Genomic DNA, 21,834 nt, shown 5'->3' with positions numbered 1-21,834 from the left:
GCAGTTACTTCTTCTTTGCGTCAGCTGTCTTCTTGACCGATGCAGGAGGGGAAGTAACCGACGCGTCCTTTGCAGCATCTGCATCCTCTGCACCCTCAGGCCCATCAATGATTCCTAGTTTCACCATGATGCGCCGCTCGATTTCTGCAGCAAGTTCAGGGTTATCACGCAGGAACTTACGCGCGTTTTCTTTTCCTTGGCCGAGCTGGTCGCCTTCATAGGTAAACCACGAGCCCGACTTGCGGACGATGCCATTGTCCACACCCATGTCAATGAGGCTGCCTTCTCGAGAAATCCCCACACCATAAAGGATGTCAAACTCTGCCTGCTTGAAGGGGGGCGCCATCTTATTCTTGACAACCTTTACTCGCGTGCGGTTACCTACCGGTTCCGACCCTTCTTTGAGTGTCTCAATTCGACGAATGTCCATACGCACTGATGCATAGAACTTCAGTGCTTTACCACCCGTTGTCGTCTCAGGAGAACCGAAGAACACACCAATTTTTTCCCGCAGCTGGTTGATGAAGATTGCAGTCGTGCCCGTGGTGGACAATGCTCCGGTGATCTTACGCAGAGCTTGGGACATCAACCGCGCTTGAAGTCCAACATGGGAGTCTCCCATCTCGCCTTCAATTTCCGCTTTGGGAACGAGAGCCGCCACAGAGTCAACGACGATGAGGTCAATGGCCCCGGAACGAATGAGCATGTCCGTAATTTCGAGGGCTTGTTCACCCGTATCCGGTTGCGACACAAGGAGCGCATCTGTGTCAACCCCTAGCTTCTGTGCATACACCGGGTCAAGAGCGTGCTCGGCGTCAATGAATGCAGCGATCCCGCCGTTCTTTTGCGCATTGGCAACAGCATGCAGCGCAACGGTGGTCTTACCAGAGGACTCTGGCCCATACACCTCAACGATTCGCCCGCGCGGAAGCCCACCAATACCAAGGGCAACGTCAAGCGCAATCGACCCCGTGGGGATGATATCCACCTTCGGGCGATTGTCATCACCCAAACGCATGATCGATCCTTTACCAAACTGACGATCGATTTGCCCGAGTGCTGCTTCGAGAGCTTTTTCACGATCCGGAGTGACAGCCATGACTCATTGATCCATTCTCTGAGGCAGGATGCAAAGCCCTGCCGCTGATTGTTCTCGCACCCACGCGGATGCCGTGCTCCTTGGAAGAATACCGACCCCCACTGACATATGGCGTTGTATCCACAGGAGAATGACAGCCCCACGCTGCCAACTTGATACCGCTCACATTCCCATGGGACATGACCCACTATACCGAACACATGTTCGAACGCGAGGTTGGGCACGGCATGTCGCAGCGCCGGTTTTTCTCGTTAGCGCCGTGGCGGTGCCTGACGAAACGGGTCATGCCCCCACCGAGTACGGTCAGGAACATCAAGTGAGTCACACAACGCATGCCACACATCGCGAGGTTCCGCACCACGCTCAAGGGCTTGCGCGGCGGTGAGGTTATCCAGCGCATCCAGATGGTGCTCTGACACGAGGGTGCGTCCGTAACGAGGATCAAAAACCTCATCAACAAGGAGCCAGAAGTCTCGTAATCGCATGATCCTCATCTTGCCACGGCCCCGGCCACACATCGCTGTGATTTCCCCCTTTCTCAAGTCCGCCCAGTGCGGATGTCACACACCACCGCCACAATGGAACAGTGACTTCTGAATCAGCGTCGCCCTTTTCCCGTCTCGCCCCTGGTGGAGAACCTTCGCCAATACACACCGATGACCACGGCGCGGCACAGTCGACAACAGCGCGCATGAGCGCACTGTTTAGCACACCAACGGTCGAATGGTTTACCGGCGCTTTTGATGAACCGACAGCGGCACAATGGGGCGCTTGGGACGCAATCGCCCGCGATCATCATGCAGTTGTGGTTGCACCCACTGGTTCAGGTAAAACATTGGCTGCGTTCTTGTGGGCGATTGACAAGATCTCCGCTCGCACCCAGGCCCCATCTTCCCCGCTCAATCGTTGCTCGGTGCTCTATGTTTCGCCTCTCAAAGCCCTCGCAACAGACGTCGAGCGTAACCTGCGCGCTCCCCTTCGCGGAATTGAACAGGCTATTGCGCGTACTGGCGGCACGCCTTACACGATGCAGGTGGGAGTACGCACCGGGGACACACCGCCATCAGAACGGCGACGTTTTGGCACACATCCACCCGATATTTTGATCACTACACCCGAGTCTCTATTCCTGATGTTGACGTCCCAAGCTCGCTCTGGACTGAGCGGAATTGACACCGTCATCATTGACGAAGTGCATTCTGTTGCCGGAACAAAGCGCGGGGCACACTTGTCGGTGTCGTTGGAACGCCTCGATGCGTTTCTTGAACGCCCCGCCCGGCGTATTGGTTTGTCGGCGACGGTCGAGCCCGTAGATGCCGTGTCCGACTGGCTCGCAGGTGGGCGGTCGATCTCAGACGGTGGCCGACCCGTCACGGTGGTTGCGCCACCTGTGTCCAAGAAGTTCGACATTTCCGTGGAGGTGCCTCTTGAGGACCTGAATGATCCCCAACAGACGGGAGAATTTGATGTGTCGCTGTCCGGGGACGCGGCGCAAGAACCTCGAGCACGGGCATCGGTGTGGCCACATGTCGAAGAGCGAATCGTTGACCTCGTTCAGCAACACACCACAACACTGGTGTTCACTAATGCGCGTCGCGGTGCGGAACGGCTCACTGCGCGGATGAATGAGATAGCAGCTCGGCGTTCGGGGCAGGATGTCCCGGATGCAGGGTCGATGCATGCGGCTGCAATCCAAGCGCAGTCAGGGGCAGCTTTGGATGTCGATCATGTCATCGCTCGTGCGCACCACGGGTCGATGAGCCGCAGCGAACGGTCAAGGACTGAGAGTGATCTCAAAAATGGAGTGCTGCCGTGCGTGGTGGCGACCTCGTCGTTGGAGTTGGGGATTGACATGGGGTCGATCGATCTGGTTGTCCAGGTTGGTCCTCCCCCGTCGGCAGCTTCTGGGTTGCAGCGTGTGGGTCGGGCGGGGCACAGTGTGGGCGCAGTGTCGCGTGGACGCATTTTCCCGGTGCATCGTGGGGAGTTGGTTCCGGCTGCGATTATTGCGCAACGGATGCGGACGCGGACGTTGGAGCCTCTTCATCGGGTAGCTAATCCTCTGGATGTCCTTGCCCAGCAGATCGTGGCGATGCTTGCCGTTGATGACTGGGACAAGGATGAGTTGTTCACAACAATTCGTAGGTCAGCCCCTTTTATGGGGTTGGGTCATGCGACGTTTGTGGCTGTGCTCGACATGCTGGCTGGGCGCTACCCGTCTGAGGATTTTGGTGAGTTACGGGCGAGGATCGTGTGGGATCGGGCGACAAACCTGTTGACAGGGCGTCCTGGTGCCTTGCGCTTAGCTGCGACGTCGGGGGGAACTATTCCTGATCGAGGGCTTTATGGGGTCTTTCTCGTCGATTCCGCAGCGGTGTCTGATGGTGTGGTTGATACGTCTGTGGACGATGCGCCAGGCGTTCCGCGCGCTGGGAAGGTCAGGCTGGTGGGCGGTAAGCGGGTAGGCGAGCTTGACGAGGAAATGGTGTACGAATCGCGGGTGGGTGACGTGTTCACGTTGGGCTCGTCGACGTGGCGAATTGAGGAGATCACACCTGACCGCGTTTTGGTGTCTCCGGCGCCTGGTGTGCCTGGGCGGCTCCCTTTTTGGAAGGGCGATGGTCTGGGTCGTTCTTTCTCGTTAGGGGTAGCGATCGGGCAGTGGTTACGGCGCGGCCGCCATGACGACGACGATGCGGTGTGGGCTGGTCTTGATGAGCGTGCGGCATCGAACTTGCGCTCATATCTTCGTGAGCAGGAAGAAGCCACGGGCGTTTTGCCCACTGATGACACGATCGTCGTGGAACGTTTCCGCGATGAGCTCGGCGATTGGCGAGTGGTCATCCATACGCCTTTTGGCGCGCGAGTTCATGCGCCGTGGGCTTTGGTGATTGGAGCCCGGTTGCGTGAGCGTTATGGGTTTGATACGGCAACGATGCACTCCGATGACGGGATTGTTATTCGTCTTCCTGCTGCGGATGATCCCTATGATGTGGCCGGGGCTGTGAGTGATGGGGCGTCAGAGAACGCTGGTGGTGTGGGCTTTGATGACCTGATGGTGGCTGGCGATGCGGTGGAGTCGTTGGTGCGGGAACACGTTGCGGATTCGTCGTTGTTTGCTGCCCGTTTTCGTGAAGCTGCTGGGCGGGCATTGTTGTTGCCTCGGGCTCGCCCAGACCGGCGTCAGCCGTTGTGGCAGCAGCGTCAACGCTCAGCTCAGTTGTTGTCAGTCGCGGCGCAGTTCCCTGATTTTCCTATTGTGTTGGAAGCTGTTCGTGAGTGTCTTCAAGATGATTATGATGTTCCTGCTTTGCGTTCTGTGATGGAACGTGTTGAGGAGGGGACGCTGCGTGTGGTGGAGGTGACGACTCCACGTGCGTCACCGTTTGCTCAGACCCTGCTTTTTGGGTACACGGCTCAGTTCATTTATGACTCGGATGCGCCTTTGGCGGAGCGGCGCGCAGCTGCGCTCACCCTGGATCCAACGCTATTGGCTGAGTTGTTGGGGGCTAGTGGTTCCGGTGATTTAGCGGATCTGCTTGATGAGGGTGTGGTGGAGAAGACCGCGTTGGAGCTCGCTGGTGTGGGTGATCGACGGCTCCGTCATGCGGAAGATGTGTGGGATTTTCTGCAGCGTTGGGGCCCTATTACGGTGGAGGGTTTGGGTGCTCGCTGGGTGGGTATTGATCGTGATGACCTGGTCCAGGTTGACCCCCATCATCTCAACCGTTCTGTTGATGCACTCTCATGTCCTGATCCGCGCGGAGTTGATTGGGCACGTGATGTCGTGGCGGAGCTTGTGCAGTCGCGTCGTGTTTTTCCGGTGCGGTTGATGACACGTTCTGGGCCACGTGAGTATGTGGCATCGATCGTTGATGCGGGTCGGTTGCGGGACGCGTTGGGGGTCGCTATTCCACCGGGTATCGCTGATGAGTGGTCAGCCCCGGTGCGTGACCCGCTGGGTGATATGGTGCGCCGTTACGCCAAAACTCACGTTCCTTTCACGGTCGATGATGTGGCGGAACGGTTTGGTGTGGGCCGAGCAGTGGTCTTTGACGTGGTGCGGCGTTTGGTGGCGTCGGGTGTTGTTGTTGCTGGCCGATTGTTGCCCAGCACCTTTGGGGGCGTGGGCGACGAGTACTGTGATGCCGATGTGATGCGTGTACTGCGGCGCAGATCGCTGGCGGCGTTGCGTGCTGATGTGGAACCTGTGGTGCCCTCAACGTTGGCTGTGTTTCTCCCTCAGTGGCACCGGTTGGGTGAGTTGCGTGGGGTTGATGGGACTGCGACTGCTCTTGAGCAGTTGGTTGGGGCTCCCATTCCGGTGTCTACGTTGGAGGCTGATATTTTGCCGGCACGGGTCGTGGGTTATCGACCTGAGTTTCTTGATGAGTTGATGGTCGGCGGTGAAGTGATGTGGGTGGGACACCGATCCTTATCTGGGTTACGTGGTGGACGTGATGGAATCGTGTCGTTCCATGACCCGTTGTCGGCTCACCTCACGCTTCCTGCTGTTCCGCCCCTGCAGAACAATGACGATTTCGTTGTTGAGTCTATTCATCGAGATGTGTGGGAGGTGTTGGAGAACTCTGGTGGTTTTTTTGCCCATCAGCTTGCTGCTCAACTTGGTTGTTCGTTCACGGTGCTTGGCGATGCGTTGTGGGATTTGGTGTGGGCTGGGTACGTGACGAACGATTCATTCGCGCCCTTACGTGCGTTGCTCGGTCGTCAGCGTGCTGCACCCCGGTCGCGGTCCACGGCGAGTCGTCGTCCCCGGCGCCTTGGGTCGCGTTTTGGGCAGTTGGCGTCTGTGAACTCAGATCGGCTGAGTGAACACCCAACTCTTGTGGGACGTTGGTCCGCGGTGGCGCGCCCCTTCGTAGGGCGCGAAGAGAGTTTGGCCGCCTGGACTACTGTGTTGTTGGATCGGTACGGCGTCATCACCCGTTCAGTCCTGGGCTCAGAGGATAGTGGGTTCCGTTTTACTGAGCTGTACCGGGCCTTGTCTCACCTTGAAACGACGGGCGCTCTTCGCCGTGGGTACTTTGTTGAGCACCTGGGAGGTTCGCAGTTTGCTGCTCCTTTAGCGGTGGATGCTTTGCGTGTGGCGGACACTGCACGTTCTGGGGGTGGGCCCTTGCCGGGTGAAACACGGTTATTGTCAGTGTGGGATCCTGCCCAACCCTATGGGAGCACACTTGCGTGGCCTGACTCGTTCTCAGTGGCGCGTCCAACTCGGCGGGCTGGTGCGCATGTGGTTATTCATCGTGGTGAGTGCGTCTGCTATGTCGATCACACAGGCCGTTCGGTCGTGTTTGCGCCATTGCCACGTCCCACTCTTGACCGTGTGTGCACTGTTCTTCGCGAGGCAGTCGATGATGGCAGGGTCTCCCCCATGAAAGTGTCAAAAATCAACGGCATGGAGGTTCTTGCCCTTGTCAGATCACATGAGCACCCGGATATTGTTGACGCACTGACACAGGCGGGGTGGACACTCACACCCTCTGGGTTGTCCTATCGCGGAAGGAACTCGCATGCCCGAAGGTGACACCGTGCTTAGTGTCGCGAATCGACTTCATGAGGTCCTCGGCGGGCACTCATTAACCCGCGTTGATCTGCGGTGGCCTTCGGTGTCAGTGGACGCTTTTAACCGCGGTGTCGTCCACGACGTTGATGCCTATGCGAAACACCTTTTTGTCAGGTTTGCATCTGGCGTCTCCCTTCACACACATCTGCGTATGGATGGTGTCTGGCGCGTTGTCCCCACGGGAAGCCGTGAAGCACAGGCAAGTTCGCCCACAGTGCGGGCTGTGCTTGCCACATCTGAGTGGACGTGTGTTGGATATGAACTCGGCATGATGGATATTGTTCCCACTGCTCGAGAACGTGATCTGATTGCGCATCTTGGTCCTGACATCCTTGCAGACCAGTGTGTTCCCACTCACCTCCTCGACCAGGCCCGTGCGGACCCTGCCCGCTTCCTTGCCCCACGGCGCGCACACACATCTCTGCTCGTGTCGGACAGAGACTGGATTGAGGCGTTGTCTCGGTTTGCAGCGCAGCCGCAGACACGCCCCATTGGGGAAACGCTTCTTGATCAGAGTGTGGTCTCTGGTATCGGTACCATTTTCATGGCAGAGGGTTTGTTCACACACCGAATATCGCCGATGCGCCCTCTGGCTGATACTCCGCTCGTCCCGTTGCTCGCGAGTATCCGCGGGCATCTTATTCGAGGTGTTGTGCGTCCTGTTGCAGGGCGTCGTATTCATGTCCACAGTCGGCGCGGGCAACCATGCATGCGCTGCGGAACCCCCATCGCGCGGCGTCTTGTTGGCCCTCCCACTGCACAACGGCCCGCTTTTTACTGTCCAACCTGCCAACATAGGTGAGGGCTCTGTGACTGTCGGTCACAGAGCCCTCACCTATGTTGTGTCAAAGAGCGAACTACACGCGTGCTGGCACGCGGTCGATCACCATGTCAGCGGGGATCGTGTCTGGAATGTCAAGTCCTTCAGCAACCGCTACTCGATCGCTGACTTCACGAAGAATCAACGACAGTGGCGTGTCAAGAGCGTCACAGATTGAGCCAAGCAGTTCAGAGGAAGCCTCTTTTTGACCACGCTCAACTTCACTGAGGTACCCCAGTGACACCCGTGCGGCAGAGGACACTTCTCGGAGTGTACGACCCTGACGTTGCCGAGCACTGCGTAACACGTCTCCGATTTCTCGGCGTAGTACGACCATCTCGCTACCTCCTCCCGTGTCCGTGTCTCCATTGTGTCATGTCTTGCAAGGACAGTCTCGTTCGGGCCCCTCAGCCCATCGAAGCGGAGAGATTAAGCTGTACCCTACGTGTGTGTCAACGTGTGATGACGTTATCTTGTTCCCGCCAGAGCGTACCTGACTTATGTCCCTCATCACATCTGTTTCTCGCGATTCGGCACAGCGAGCGCTTCGGCGAGAAGCGCCACAGCTTCATAAACAACACATCGGCGGATCGCGTTCCGTTGTGAGGTTCCCTGATCACCGGGATCACAATTCACCTCCCGCACGGCAGTGAATTCGGGGCTCATGACGGCAATATACGCACGTCCAGCTGGGTGACCATCGGCCGGTCCTGGTCCCGCCACACCAGTTGTTGCAAGGGACACTGATGCCCCCGTGGTCTGCCGCACACCACCAGCCATCGCCAACGCCACATCAGGATGTACCGCGCCTTCGCGGTTGAGAAGATCAGTACTCACTGCGAGAAGAGCGTGTTTCATCGAGTTCGTATACGTCACTAGTCCGGCAACAAAGACCTGAGAAGCTCCAGGGATCCGCACAAAAGCATCGGCAAGCAACCCACCCGTCAGCGATTCACCAACAGCCAACGTCGCGCCACGATCAATGAGGCTCCTGACACACCGAGCCGCTAAATCATCAGTCCGGTCGCCAATGAGCACATCGTTCACGACCGATCGCCACCCTCAGGTCCCCGCCCATTGCGTGCCACCCGCACACCGTGTACAAGATATTCCACACCAGTGACGACAGTAACCACCACAGCGCCACCCATAGCGATCCACGCAACAACAGTAACGAAACCTGGTAAAGACGTCAGGGGAAGCAACCACAACGAAATCGCAACAATTTGCGTCACTGTTTTCAACTTCCCACCTCGCGACGCGGGAAGAACAGCAATTCGTATCACAATAAACCGCATCATGGTGATCGCGAATTCTCGCCCTAAAATCACCACAGTGACCCACCAGGGCAACTCCCCCAACCACGACAACGCGACAAGGGCCCCTCCCGTCAGAACCTTGTCAGCGATGGGATCAAGGATCTTCCCTAAGTTCGTCACCAACCCCCGGGAACGGGCAAGATAACCATCAAGACGGTCAGTAATGGCAGCAACAAGAAAAATGACCAAGGCAACGAGCCGCCACACCACCCCATCGGGGATGAGGAGAGCCGCGAGAAAAAACGGGACCATCGCGATTCTCGCCATCGTGATGACATTAGCAATATTCCACCACGGTGCCGAACTGTCTCGCGTTTCGTGTACGTTCACTAGTCCCCTGTCGCCCTAAGGTCTGCTCACACCCAACCGGGCGCTACCTGCCACACCGACATCTTGTGCACCATGATGCTATCGCACAGGCCCGGTCCACCCATCATCGTCGGTATCCGCGGAATCATGGTAGTCCACAGCCACCTCTGGCATATGGTCATCCACGCCCCCATTGTCCTGATCGCTACCGCCCTCAGCCGGCTCCCCGCGGATCAACGCCAAAGCGGAGGGAAGATCCTCGGGCTTAACCAGCACTTCACGGGCTTTGGACCCTTCTGAAGGCCCCACAATCTCTCGCGATTCCAACAAGTCCATCAAACGACCAGCCTTCGCAAAGCCCACCCGCAATTTTCGTTGCAACATTGACGTTGATCCGAACTGTGTATTGACAACCAGCTCCGCGGCCTGCAACAACACATCTAGGTCATCACCAATATCGTCGTCAACTACTTTCTTTGTCGCAGCTTGAGTCACGTCTTGCCGGTAAATCGGGGTCAGTTGGCCCTTCACATGGTCCACCACCTTGTGAATTTCTGATTCGTTAACCCACGCTCCTTGTACGCGCATCGGCTTAGACGCACCCATTGGGAGGAACAACGCATCACCTTGACCAATGAGCTTTTCCGCACCAGGTTGGTCCAAAACAACACGCGAATCAGCCAACGACGAGGTGGCAAATGCCAACCGAGACGGCACATTCGCTTTAATCAGACCAGTGACTACATCAACTGATGGGCGCTGCGTTGCCAACACAAGGTGAATCCCCGCAGCACGGGCAAGTTGAGTAATACGCTGAATCGATGCCTCCACGTCACGGGGGGCAACCATCATCAGATCCGCTAACTCATCAACCACAACAAGCAAATACGGGTACGGGGCGATTTTGCGCTCAGACCCAGGGAGAGGCTTGACTTTCCCGGCACGCACAGCGGCGTTGAAATCGTCAATGTGTTTAAAGCCAAACATCGCCAAGTCGTCATACCGTGCGTCCATCTCCCGCACCACCCATTCCAGCGCCTCCGCAGCCTTCTTTGGGTTCGTGATAATAGGAGTAATCAGATGCGGAATCCCGTCATAGATTGTGAGTTCCACACGTTTAGGATCCACCAAAATCATCCGAACCTGATCGGGAGTCGAACGCATCAAAATCGAGGTGATCATCGAATTCACGAAACTCGACTTACCAGCCCCTGTCGCCCCTGCCACCAAAATGTGCGGCATCTTCGCGAGATTGGCAACAACATATCCACCTTCAACGTCCTTGCCCACACCCATGACCATCGGATGATCAGTTTTCCGGGCCACAGAGGAACGCAGCACATCTCCCAACACCACTGTTTCTCGGTCAGAGTTTGGGATCTCAATACCAATTGCCGATTTCCCTGGGATCGGTGACAAGATCCGCACATCAGCTGAAGCAACCGCATAAGCGATGTTCTTCGACAATGCTGTCACCCGCTCAACCTTGAGCCCAGGGCCGACCTCAACCTCATACCGGGTCACCGTAGGCCCACGCATAAAACCAGTCACACTGGCGTCAATACCAAACTGATCAAACACACCTGTTAATGCCTCAACCACCCGATCATTCGCCGCCGATCGAGTTTTATGTGGAGCCCCCCGAGTCAGCACATCCTCATCAGGAAGCACATACACCGTGTCTCCTTCCAGCATGGGCTGCTCCCCACGCGGAACACCTGCCGGTTTTGGGGGCGCCAACTGCGGAGTTGCTGGCCCCGGGTCTGGTGCATCGTCAGGCACATCAGGATCCAATAAGATACCGTCCTCACCACGGACAGCACCTGGCTCAGTCACCGGGGAAACACCTGCAGCTACTGGAGCACCCTGAGCCGGCGTCGACGTATCAGGCGTTGGCGCGTCCGGTTCGTGCGCAGAATTCTGCTCAACGCTCGCTTTTCGACCACGGCGCCGCGACTTTGCCCCACCAACAACCTGGGTCTCTTGATCAGTATCACCAGCCTGCTGGGCCAACCGAGCAGCCTCACGCTCTTCTGCTTCTAACGCCCGAGTAAACGCTTCATCCCCTGCATAGCGGTTCAACACTGACGTGTGCCCATCGCGCGCGCGTTCCTTACGTGAACGACGACCAAACAGACCACGACGCGCCGGGCGAGGAACAACAACCGTTTCTTGCCCGTCGTGGCGCGACACACCCTCCGCGAACTCCAAACCGCCGTCATCATTCACAGGCTCACTCGCCGCACCAAACAACCACTCACGCACATCAGCAAGCCGCTCAGGCAACGCAGACACCGGAGTTTTCGTGACGACTAACACTCCAAAAAACGCAAGCACCAACAAAATGAGCACCGCAGGGACCGGTGTGAGCCCTACCGCAAGGGGATATCCCAGCACGAACCCAGTCACACCACCAGCAGCACTGATCCGCTCAACACCGTCAAGCAAGCTCGGATAGTCCCGGACCACATGAACAATTCCGGTGGCCGCAAGGAGCAAACACAACACCCCCACTGTCACGCGGTGCGTTCGGTCCGCACGTCGACGCCGTGTCAACAACCGAATAGCCCACACCGCAAGAACAACCGGCACCACAAACGACAACCCACCAACCACAAACCCGGCAGCCGTATGCAACCAGCGGGCAACTGGAGCATCCACACCAAACCACTCAGCGGTCGCGCTGGCAATAGCAATCGCAATGAGCACCAACCCCAACGCATCCAACGCATGATCAGAGCCTTGATTCTTCGCCGGAGATGACGAAGCGGAACCCCGAGACGCAGACTGAGATTTCCCAGACCGCGACTGCGGAGCACGCCGAGTAGATGCAGACGAACGAGATCGCGGAGCCATATGCCCTAATGTAGCGCCCCCGCAGCATCAGAGCGCGCATTGACCCGGCGTCATCCCGATATTGATGGCTCACACCACTCTCAGTACCACGAACTGCACACAAGCAGGAGGGCAAGGGGCGAACAACGCACAGAGCGGATGTGACCAGCCTCCTGGTCACATCCGCTCCTACTGGTCTTCACAAAGGAGTTCTACGCCTCAACAACCACCGGGATGATCATGGGTTTACGGCGCAACTTCGTTGCCACCCATCGACCAACCGTGCGACGCATCACCTGTTGCAATTGGTGAGTATCGGCGTTACCTGACGCAGCCGACTCCTCCAAGGCGGCCACAACCTGGGGGCGAATGTCATCAAAGACAGAGTCTTCCTCAGCAAACCCCCGTGCAAGGATCTGTGGTCCACCGACCACTTTTCCGGTCGACGCATCAACGACAGCAAAGAGCGAAATAAACCCTTCTTCAGACAGGATCTTGCGATCCTTCAGTTCAGCTTCGGTGATTTCCCCGACACTTGAGCCATCCACGTACACGTAGCCACACGGCACAGCACCCACAATTGTGGCTTGCCCATCGACAAGATCCACCACAACACCGTCCTCTGCGAGGATCACGTTCTTCGGTGGAACACCTGTTTTCACGGCAATAGCACCATTGGCAATGAGGTGTCGCACCTCACCATGCACGGGCATGACATTACGCGGGCGCAAGATGTTGTAACAATACGTCAACTCCCCCTCCGAAGAGTGACCCGACACGTGGACCTTCGCGTTGCCTGAATGCACGACCTTCGCGCCCAGTCGCATCAGCCCGTTAATCACGCGGTACACCTGTGACTCGTTGCCCGGAATCATCGACGACGCGAGAATCACTGTGTCCCCTTGCCCCACAGCAATCCGGTGGGACTGGTTCGCGATGCGCGACAAAGCAGCCATAGGTTCGCCCTGCGAACCCGTGCACATGAAGACCACACGGTTGTCCGGCAAGTGGTCAACCGCTTTGAGATCAACGAGGACCCCATCTGGCACCTTCAAGTACCCTAAATCAGCCGCAATGCCCATGTTCCGGACCATAGACCGCCCCACAAAAACGACATGGCGACCATGCTCGTGTGCTGCATCCAAAACCTGTTGAACACGGTGCACATGCGAGGCGAACGACGCAACAACTACACGGCCCTCCGAGCGTGAGAAGACATCAGAAAGGACAGGTCCGATCTCACGTTCTGGAGTCACAAACCCAGGCACTTCAGCGTTTGTGGAGTCAACCATAAAAAGGTCAACCCCTTCCTCACCAAGCCTGGCAAACGCACGAAGATCGGTGATGCGACCATCGAGCGGCAACTGGTCCATTTTGAAGTCACCAGTATGCAAGACACGTCCCGCCGGGGTGGAGACAGCAACAGCAAGCGCATCAGGGATGGAGTGGTTCACCGCAACAAATTCAAGATCGAAAATCCCGCGAGAAAGCTTCTCCCCTTCTTTCACCTCAATCGTGGTGGGGGTGATGCGATGCTCTTTAAGCTTGGCTTCGATAAAAGCTAACGTGAGCTTTGATCCGATGATCGGCACATCACGACGCAACCGCAGCAAGTAAGGAACTCCACCGATGTGGTCCTCATGGCCGTGCGTCAAGACAATCGCGTCTACATCGTCCATGCGATCAGCGATGTAACTGAAGTCAGGCAGGATGAGGTCGACGCCTGGTTGGTGATCCTCGGGGAAAAGCACTCCGCAGTCGATGATAAGAAGCCGTCCTCCGTACTCGAGGACCGCCATGTTTCTGCCTATCTCACCTAACCCACCGAGCGCAACGATACGGAGCGTACCGTCGGCCAAAGCAGGTGGGGTGGGAAGTTCGGGATGGGGATGACTCATGTACCCTCCTGGGGTCAGTGTTGCGACGACGCGGCGGCGTCAAGAAGTCCATACGCCATCAGTGCGCTGGTCAGTGCCGCGATTTCAGTTTCTGAGGCGCCAACATGCGGCAGCCGAAGTGTGCTTGTAGGAATTATTCCGAGAATTTTGAGTGCCTCCTTGACAAGGACCACACCTTGTCCAGAACCCATGACAGCGTCAATTAGCTGGTCCAGAGCGCGGGCATGAGCAATCGCTGAATCATGATCCCCGCGAGCGTATGAGTTGTAGAGGTCAACAAAATCCTTGGATGCCAAATGCGAGGTGACCGACACGAGCCCCACAGCCCCTTGGGCGAGGAACGGCAAGTACAGTCCGTCATCTCCGCTGTACCAGGCAAACGATGTGGCAGCCATGTTGTGTGCGGCCCCTGCCAGGTCACCAGTGGCATCTTTCACCGCAACGATTTGTGGGTGCTCGTCGAGCGTCTTATAGGTGTCTGTGGTGAGTCGAACCCCGGTTCGCCCAGGGATGTCATAGAGCATGACGGGGAGTTCGGTTGCATCAACGACAGCGCGTGTGTGGGCGACTATTCCTCGTTGCGAGGGGCGTGAATAATACGGCGTCACCACAAGAAGTCCATGTGCTCCGGCTTCTGCTGCTTGCTCCGCCATTCGCACTGCATGCTTGGTGTCATTCGAGCCAGCACCTGCGATCACATGTGCCCGGTCACCTACTGCCTCAACCACCGCTGCAATCAGTTCACATTTTTCCGGTGTGTGGGTTGTGGGTGCCTCGCCGGTTGTCCCGTTCAGTACAAGACCGTCGTTACCGTCGTCAATCAAACGGCGAGCAAGTGCTACCGCTGCCTCGATGTCAACACGCCCATCTTCGTGAAAGGGAGTGACCATAGCGGTGAGGAGCGTACCAAAGGGCTGGTTCAACGAACTGTCTTCCATGGGTGTTAATCTACCGTGTCCTTGACGTGGTCACGCGACAAGCGTGGAGAGGTGAGTGGGCTTGCTGTTCGAAGCCATGTTGTCACAGTCACCTCATAATCGGAATGAGTGGCAAGTTGGTGCGGTTCTTGCGGGACAAAATGTGGGGGAATGCGGGGTGCTTCAGTGTCTCCTTCGATCACGGTACCCACAGTTGTGACAATGAGTTGTGTTGCATAGTCCATGAAGGTGTCATACACCTGACGCCCGCCGATCACCCAAATTGCCTGGTGCCCAACCTGCGTGTACCAGTGAGCCAAATCTAGGGCTTGTTGTGGGGTTGTCACCACCCGCGCTCCAGGGGCGCGGTAGTCACGGTCTGAGGTGAGCACAATATTGACTCGTTGAGGTAGCGGCGTGACAGGTAGTGACTCCCAGGTGTGTCGCCCCATAATGACAACACCACCCCGAGTTGTCTTTTGGAAGTGCGCGAGGTCGGTAGGTTCATGCCACGGAATTGTTCCGCTTCGCCCAATAACACCATTGAGACTCTGGGCCCAAATCAGGGAGAGCTGAGGCTTGGCCGCTAAGGACGTTGTCATACCGCTACACTCGCGCGAATAGTGGGGTGCGGTTCGTAGTCGTGCACGACTACATCATCAAAGCAATAGTCAAAGAGCGAGTCCGCACGGTTCAGTTCTAAGCGCGGAAATGGGCGTACGTCTCGTGTCAATTGTTCGTTAACCTGTGATCTGTGATTGTCGTAAATATGACAATCCCCACCGGTCCATATGAACTCTCCCACCGCCAAATCTGTTTGTTGCGCGACCATGTGGGTCAGCAAAGCATAGGAAGCGATATTAAAGGGGACACCGAGGAAAAGGTCAGCTGAGCGTTGGTATAACTGGCACGATAGCGTGCCATCAGCGACATAGAATTGGAAAAATGCGTGGCATGGTGCAAGTGCCATCTTGTGAAGCTCTGACACATTCCATGCAGACACCAGCATCCTACGCGAGTCGGGGTCGGTTCGGAGCGTGTCAACGACCTGGGACAACTGGTCGATGTGATGACCATCAGGGGTGGGCCATGACCGCCACTGCACCCCATAAACCGGCCCCAATTCACCGCGAGCATCCGCCCACTCATTCCAAATGCGTATGCCATGATCTTGCAACCATTGGACGTTGGATTCGCCCCGCAAAAACCACAGCAATTCACCGACCACAGACTTCAGGTGAACCTTTTTTGTGGTGATCAACGGGAACCCCTCCCGCAAATCAAAACGCATCTGGTGGCCAAATATGCTTGTTGTTCCCGTACCAGTGCGGTCATTCTTGGGCGTGCCGTGCTGGAGAGTCAAAGCCAAGAGGTCTTCGTACGCGGTGTTGAGGGCCATAGACAAAGTGTCTCACTATTCCCATCTCCACAAGGGGGCATCTCGAGGTGTGGGTGCTTCGTTGAACCCAACGACACTCTTGCATATGACATCAGATCGTGGCACTGTCGCATACGGTTGGGTCCACGGCAGGCACACTTATCGCCTGTGCTCCCCTAGTGAAAGTGATGGCATGAGCTTCCTGACACCACATGCTGACGTTTCAGTTCGCCCTGCAATCCCCTCAGACGCATCAGCTATCGCAGCGATACAGATCAAGGCATGGCAGGTCATGCACACCCCGATCATTGGTGACAACATTATGGCTGCGCTCGACGCTGACGCCATCACCCGCCAGTGGAACACAACAATCGAACAAGCAGGTGAACCAGGTCACGCAGTGATGACCGCACTCGCCTCCGACCAAGTTGTCGGATTTGCGGCCCTCATCCCCACAGCTCTGATCGCCCTTGAGGTATCCCCCACACACCAGCGCCAAGGGCATGGGTCCAGGCTCCTTGCAGCCTGTGTGGAGAGACTACGCGGCGATGGGATCGCCACCGTGACCTGCTGGGTTCCGCGCCATGACGAACCGCGCCAACGGTTCCTGGCCAGCGCAGGGCTCGCACCAAGCGGTCGCGTGCGGACGCTGGACATTGGAGAGCAGGCAACCACGTCGCTCACCGAGGAGCGGTGGACTGCGTCCCTGTCTGAGTCTGACAGTGACCCAACGTCTTAGGAGAGGTCGTTCTCGGTGCGTGTTTCTGCTGAGGGCGGTGTGAACGAGTCATCATCCCGGCGGCGATAGAGCGCCGCGGTGCGCCGTAACGTCGCTCGGGCGCGACGCCGATCACCAGCAGCATCATACGCAAAAGCCAGGTTGTACCAGGTTTCCCACATGTGGGGAGATGCATCCACCGCGTGGCGGGCACGATCAAAGTGCTCCGTAGCAGCGACGCGATCAATGCGTCCTCCTGGGCTTCGCGGTAAGTCGTCAACAGGAAGGAGACCACGCTGCGCAAGGTCACGCCCCATCGTCGCGACAATCAGAGCCAACCGCCACTCACGCACGAGGGCGTAAACAATGAGCCCAACAAGAATTGCCGCCGCACAGGCAAGCCCCACCAGTGCTGGTTCTCCCGTTGCCGCAAGTGCAAGCAGGCGTCCCACCACCGCCCATAAAAAGATCCCCAGCACACCCATCAGGAGCACTGGCACAACGACTTCGCGTCGTGTCATGAGATGTCACCCAGATTCATGATGTGCTCTAGCCCAACGGTCAGTCCTGGCCGTTCCTGGACCGCACGGACCGCTAACAGCACCCCAGGCATGAAGGAGCTGCGGTCGAACGAATCTTGCCGAATTGTCAGCTGTTCTCCAGGATTACCCAAGAGGATTTCTTCGTGTGCGACTAGCCCCCGAAGCCGCACAGCATGGACCCTCACACCGTCGACGTCCGCTCCGCGCGCCTCGAACCCGTCAGTCGTTGCGTCAGGTGACGGGGCGAGACCTGCATCCCGGCGCGCGGCAGCGATCTGTGCTGCGGTATGCCGGGCAGTTCCAGACGGAGCATCCACTTTATCCGGATGATGATATTCAATGACTTCAACCGACTCGAAGAACCGTGCAGCCTGACGCGCAAACGACATAGCCAGGACTGCGGACAATCCAAAGTTCGGCGCAATGAGCACACCCGTGCGATTCCCCACCGTCTCAAGGCGTTGTTCCACACGCACAAGCGACGCGTCAGTCCACCCTGTTGTTCCCACCACTGCGTGAATACCCGCGTCGATCAGCGCATGAACGTTGTTTTCAGTGTGCGCCGGAATAGTGAAGTCCACTGCTACATCAACATTGTCAGCAGACAGCTCGTTCACAAGGTCGCCCTGATCGAGTTGCGCAACCAATTCCATATCGGAAGCGGCTGTCACAGCATCGCACACCTGCGTTCCCATGCGGCCACGCGCACCCAACACGGCAACTTTGATCATGGCGTTCTCCTGTTCAATAAAGTGATTATTCCTGCAATCCTATGGTCGCAGTCACCCGAACACGCCTTGCGAGTTCCTGGGCAAGAGACTGCACCCGCTCAGCAGTGACAGCATTGATTTTGTGGATCGACTCATCAAGTGAATACAACTCACCCGTGACCAATTCTGCCCGTCCAAGACGGTTCATTCGGGCGCCGGAGTCCTCGACGCCCAAGACCAACGACCCGCGCAGTTGCCCTTGAGTCCGAACCATCTCCTCGTGAGTCAATCCGTGTGCGGCAAGCTTCTCGAGTTCCGCAACCATGAGCGATTCCACGTCGCGCACTCGGGCTGGCGCGCACCCTGCATACAGGCCAAATGTTCCGATCCCGCTGTAGCTGGAACCGAAACAATAGGTCGAATAGGCCAAGCCGCGCTTTTCACGAATTTCTTGGAATATGCGTGAGGACATACCGCCCCCAAGCGCTGCAGTGAGGACCGACATGTCAAAGCGGCGCTCATCAGCAGCACTCAACCCCTGACACCCCACAATGACATGCGCTTGTTCCGTAGCACGAGGAATGTCAACTCTGTGTTCGCTCAACGGAACATCTAGCGGTGACGCTGATCGACGCGGTAAAGGTGTTGCAGCGGACGCGAGATCCCACCCGCCACGGTCCAACGCCTCAAGCACCATGTCACAAAGCACATCATGGTCAACAGATCCTGCAGCCGTCACGACGAGCCCCTCTGGAACATAGTGCGCACGGTAATGCGCCCAGACGGCCTCCCGGGGTACGGCAGTGATCGTGTGCGCTGTTCCACCAATCGGGCGCCCCAATGGGTGGTCGCCGAGAACATGAGAGGTGAAATGCTCATGGATGACATCACCGGGATCGTCATCATTCATGGCAAGTTCTTCGAGGATGACCCCGCGCTCAATTTCCAGTTCATGCGCGTCAAGGCTGGCAGACGTCACCATATCGAGGATCACATCGACCGCCATCGGAAGGTCCGTGTCCAACACTCGGGCGTAGTAACACGTGTTTTCTTTGCCAGTCACAGCATTTGCTTCGCCACCCACTGAATCGAAAGCGCCGGCAATATCGAATGCGGTGCGCCGTGGTGTTCCTTTAAACAGAAGATGTTCAAGGAAATGAGTGGAACCATAATGTCCGTCTGCTTCATCACGCGACCCCACATTAAACCAGGCGCCGACTGTCACGGACCGCTGCCCTGGCATCTGTTCCGTGATGACGCGCACCCCGCCGGGCAGAACGGAACGCCGAATGAGCGTTCCATCCTGCCCAGCGTTGAGTGTGTTATCTGGGTGTCCTGCGTGTTCGAGTGGAAGTGACCACACCACTCAGTTGTCGCCCTGTTCTGCTGCTTCATCGTCAACCACTGCGTGAAGTGACAACTTGCCTCGGGGGTCAATCTCAGCAATTTCAACCTGAAGCTTTTGCCCGACAGATACAACGTCGTCAACATTCTCCACGCGGCGTCCACCCACCAGGCGACGGATTTGGCTGATGTGCAGCAACCCATCTTTACCTGGGGTCAGTGACACGAACGCACCAAAGGTTGTGGTCTTCACGACCGTGCCCACAAAGCGTTCTCCGACCTCAGGAACATGCGGGTTGGCAATCGCGTTAATTGCAGCGCGTGCCGCTTCAGCAGATGTGCCATCTGCAGCACCAATGTAGACAGTTCCGTCGTCTTCAATAGTGATGTCAGCGCCCGTGTCCTCTTGGATCTGGTTGATCATCTTGCCCTTGGGGCCAATAACCTCACCGATCTTGTCAACAGGAACTTGCACTGCGATCACACGTGGTGCATGAGGACTCATGTCATCTGGCTGATCAATAGCTTCTTCGATGACATCAAGGATCGTGTAGCGGGCATCACGTGCTTGAGTCAATGCACCGGCAAGAACCGAAGCAGGGATACCGTCAAGCTTGGTGTCAAGCTGGATCGCGGTGACAAAATCGCGGGTCCCCGCAACCTTGAAGTCCATGTCGCCGTATGCGTCTTCAGCGCCCAGAATGTCCGTCAGGGCAGCGTAGCGGGTTTCACCATCGACTGTGTCTGAGATCAGTCCCATTGCAATACCAGCAACAGGCGCCCGCAATGGAACACCGGCGTTGAGCAGCGACAATGTCGATGCACAGACAGATCCCATGGATGTGGAACCGTTCGACCCTAGAGCTTCAGAGACCTGACGAATAGCGTAAGGGAAGTCTTCACGGCTTGGGAGCACAGGGACAAGCGCGCGTTCAGCAAGCGCACCGTGGCCGATTTCCCGGCGCTTCGGGCTTCCAACGCGTCCAGTTTCCCCCGTTGAGTACGGCGGGAAGTTGTAGTTGTGCATATAGCGTTTACGCGTCTCTGGGCCAAGAGAATCAATCTGCTGTTCCATCTTCAGCATGTTGAGGGTGGTGATCCCCATGATTTGGGTTTCGCCGCGCTCAAAGAGCGCCGAACCGTGAACGCGCGGGACAACCTCAACCTCAGCGCTGAGCGTACGGATGTCCGCAAGTCCACGGCCATCGATACGCACACCGTCAGTCAAGACGCGCTGGCGTACAAGGGACTTGGTCAACGAGCGGATCGCTGCGCTGATCTCTTTGTCACGTCCCTCGAACTGCTCAGCCAACGAGGCTAGAGTTGCGTCCTTGATCTCGTCTTGTCGATTTTCGCGTTCCTGCTTGTCGGCGATCGTTAACGCAGTGCGCAAGTCATCTGTCGCAGCGTTCTTAACAGCTTCGTAGACGTCGTCCTGGTAGTCCAAGAAGAGCGGGAACTCCATTTGAGGCTTCGCAGACTTCGCAGCCAGCTCGATTTGTGCCTCACACAAAGCGCGGATGAATGGTTTCGCTGCTTCAAGTCCTTCTGCCACGACACCCTCAGTCGGGGCTGTCGCACCTTGGTTCTTCACAAGGTTCCACGAGTTTTCGGTGGCTTCAGCTTCCACCATCATGATCGCAACGTCGTCTCCAACAATGCGACCAGAAACAACCATGTCAAACACGGCACGTTCTTTGTCCGAGTGCTTCGGGAACGCAACCCATTGGTCATCAATGAGCGCAACACGTACTCCACCAACTGGACCTGAGTAGGGCAGACCAGATAGTTGAGTCGACATCGATGCTGCGTTGATAGCAAGAACGTCATATGCCTCATCAGGGTGGATCGACAAGACAGTGATGACAACCTGCACCTCGTTACGAAGCCCCTTGACAAAGCTTGGACGCAGCGGGCGGTCAATCAGACGGCACGCAAGGATCGCTTCAGTGGAGGGGCGTCCTTCACGGCGGAAGAACGAGCCGGGGATCCGCCCCGCGGCGTACATGCGCTCTTCAACATCGACGGTGAGGGGGAAGAAATCAAACTGATCTTTGGGGTGTTTCCCCACGGCAGTCGTTGAAAGAAGCATGGTGTCACCGTCGAGGTATGCGCACGCGCTTCCTGCTGCCTGGCGTGCAAGACGACCAGTTTCAAAGCGGACGGTGCGTGTACCAAAACGACCATTGTCGATGACGGCTTCGGCGAACTGAATTTCTGGGCCTTCCATAGGGCCTTCCTAACTATGCGGCCTGCTGGTCACCATCGGCGGTCTTCGATCGGGGCTCACGGAGGATGACTCCGGGGGCCACTACCGAGGACCGAACTGGTTCGTCAGCAGGGTGGTGATACTTGTCT

General features: G+C 57.1%; 17 protein-coding genes. 3 read left to right on the top strand and 14 right to left on the bottom strand.

Translation table 11 applies throughout. The features are described 5' to 3' along the window. Nucleotides 1-4: 4 nt before the first annotated feature. Both recA and JDEN_RS05215 read right to left on the bottom strand, forming a co-directional pair. Nucleotides 5-1,099, bottom strand: a complete 1,095-nt coding sequence (recA, locus tag JDEN_RS05220; RefSeq protein ID WP_015771325.1) for a recombinase RecA — start codon at nt 1,097-1,099, stop codon at nt 5-7. A gap of 251 nt (nt 1,100-1,350) precedes the next feature. Continuing rightward, the gene (locus JDEN_RS05215) at nt 1,351-1,584 is read right to left on the bottom strand and encodes a DUF3046 domain-containing protein (RefSeq protein ID WP_041287831.1); all 234 of its coding nucleotides are present in this window, start codon (nt 1,582-1,584) and stop codon (nt 1,351-1,353) included. Between the two features lie 206 nt (nt 1,585-1,790). On the opposite strand from JDEN_RS05215, the gene JDEN_RS05210 reads away from it, so the two are divergent. After that, nucleotides 1,791-6,647 (top strand): DEAD/DEAH box helicase, encoded by a 4,857-nt coding sequence (locus tag JDEN_RS05210; protein ID WP_015771323.1) that lies wholly within the window; start codon nt 1,791-1,793, stop codon nt 6,645-6,647. Then, nucleotides 6,634-7,488 (top strand): DNA-formamidopyrimidine glycosylase family protein, encoded by an 855-nt coding sequence (locus JDEN_RS05205; protein WP_015771322.1) that lies wholly within the window; start codon nt 6,634-6,636, stop codon nt 7,486-7,488. Before JDEN_RS05210 ends, JDEN_RS05205 begins: the two co-directional genes overlap by 14 nt. 55 nt (nt 7,489-7,543) lie before the next feature. Here the strand turns inward: JDEN_RS05205 and JDEN_RS05200 are convergent, their stop codons facing one another. From JDEN_RS05200 to JDEN_RS05165, 8 genes are all read right to left on the bottom strand, one after another. Further along, nucleotides 7,544-7,843: a helix-turn-helix domain-containing protein gene (locus tag JDEN_RS05200; protein WP_015771321.1), complete on the bottom strand. Its 300-nt coding sequence runs from the start codon at nt 7,841-7,843 to the stop codon at nt 7,544-7,546. Between the two features lie 173 nt (nt 7,844-8,016). Beyond that, a complete protein-coding gene (locus JDEN_RS05195) occupies nt 8,017-8,553 on the bottom strand; it encodes a CinA family protein (protein WP_015771320.1) in 537 nt (178 codons plus the stop codon). Further along, a complete protein-coding gene (gene pgsA / locus JDEN_RS05190; protein WP_015771319.1) occupies nt 8,550-9,155 on the bottom strand; it encodes a CDP-diacylglycerol--glycerol-3-phosphate 3-phosphatidyltransferase in 606 nt (201 codons plus the stop codon). Before pgsA ends, JDEN_RS05195 begins: the two co-directional genes overlap by 4 nt. A gap of 78 nt (nt 9,156-9,233) precedes the next feature. Beyond that, nucleotides 9,234-11,990, bottom strand: coding sequence for an FtsK/SpoIIIE family DNA translocase (locus JDEN_RS05185; RefSeq protein WP_015771318.1), 2,757 nt, complete (start codon nt 11,988-11,990; stop codon nt 9,234-9,236). Between the two features lie 191 nt (nt 11,991-12,181). Next, nucleotides 12,182-13,867, bottom strand: coding sequence for a ribonuclease J (locus JDEN_RS05180; protein WP_015771317.1), 1,686 nt, complete (start codon nt 13,865-13,867; stop codon nt 12,182-12,184). Nucleotides 13,868-13,881: 14 nt separating this feature from the next. Continuing rightward, complete coding sequence (gene dapA, locus JDEN_RS05175; RefSeq protein WP_015771316.1) at nt 13,882-14,805, bottom strand: 4-hydroxy-tetrahydrodipicolinate synthase; 924 nt, start codon at nt 14,803-14,805, stop codon at nt 13,882-13,884. A gap of 5 nt (nt 14,806-14,810) precedes the next feature. Next, the gene (locus JDEN_RS05170; protein ID WP_015771315.1) at nt 14,811-15,386 is read right to left on the bottom strand and encodes a dihydrofolate reductase; all 576 of its coding nucleotides are present in this window, start codon (nt 15,384-15,386) and stop codon (nt 14,811-14,813) included. Beyond that, nucleotides 15,383-16,183, bottom strand: coding sequence for a thymidylate synthase (locus tag JDEN_RS05165; RefSeq protein ID WP_015771314.1), 801 nt, complete (start codon nt 16,181-16,183; stop codon nt 15,383-15,385). The genes JDEN_RS05170 and JDEN_RS05165 overlap by 4 nt, the downstream gene beginning before the upstream one ends. Before the next feature lie 172 nt (nt 16,184-16,355). Here JDEN_RS05165 and JDEN_RS13630 point away from each other — a divergent pair, with 172 nt between their 5' ends. Continuing rightward, nucleotides 16,356-16,901, top strand: coding sequence for a GNAT family N-acetyltransferase (locus tag JDEN_RS13630; protein WP_015771313.1), 546 nt, complete (start codon nt 16,356-16,358; stop codon nt 16,899-16,901). On the opposite strand, the gene JDEN_RS05155 is transcribed toward JDEN_RS13630, so the two are convergent. The 4 genes from JDEN_RS05155 to JDEN_RS05140 are packed head-to-tail and all read right to left on the bottom strand — an operon-like array spanning nt 16,898 to nt 21,706. Further along, nucleotides 16,898-17,401, bottom strand: a complete 504-nt coding sequence (locus JDEN_RS05155; protein WP_015771312.1) for a hypothetical protein — start codon at nt 17,399-17,401, stop codon at nt 16,898-16,900. The genes JDEN_RS13630 and JDEN_RS05155 overlap by 4 nt on opposite strands. After that, nucleotides 17,398-18,153, bottom strand: coding sequence for a 4-hydroxy-tetrahydrodipicolinate reductase (gene dapB, locus JDEN_RS05150; protein ID WP_015771311.1), 756 nt, complete (start codon nt 18,151-18,153; stop codon nt 17,398-17,400). Before dapB ends, JDEN_RS05155 begins: the two co-directional genes overlap by 4 nt. A 25-nt stretch (nt 18,154-18,178) precedes the next feature. Further along, on the bottom strand, nt 18,179-19,498 hold the full coding sequence (locus tag JDEN_RS05145) for a M16 family metallopeptidase (RefSeq protein ID WP_015771310.1): 1,320 nt from the start codon (nt 19,496-19,498) through the stop codon (nt 18,179-18,181). Beyond that, nucleotides 19,499-21,706, bottom strand: coding sequence for a polyribonucleotide nucleotidyltransferase (locus JDEN_RS05140; protein ID WP_015771309.1), 2,208 nt, complete (start codon nt 21,704-21,706; stop codon nt 19,499-19,501). Nucleotides 21,707-21,834: the final 128 nt, after the last annotated feature.

It is taken from the genome of Jonesia denitrificans DSM 20603, from assembly GCF_000024065.1.
Lineage (GTDB): Bacteria > Actinomycetota > Actinomycetes > Actinomycetales > Cellulomonadaceae > Jonesia > Jonesia denitrificans.
This window is presented reverse-complemented; position numbering and strand designations above follow the sequence as displayed.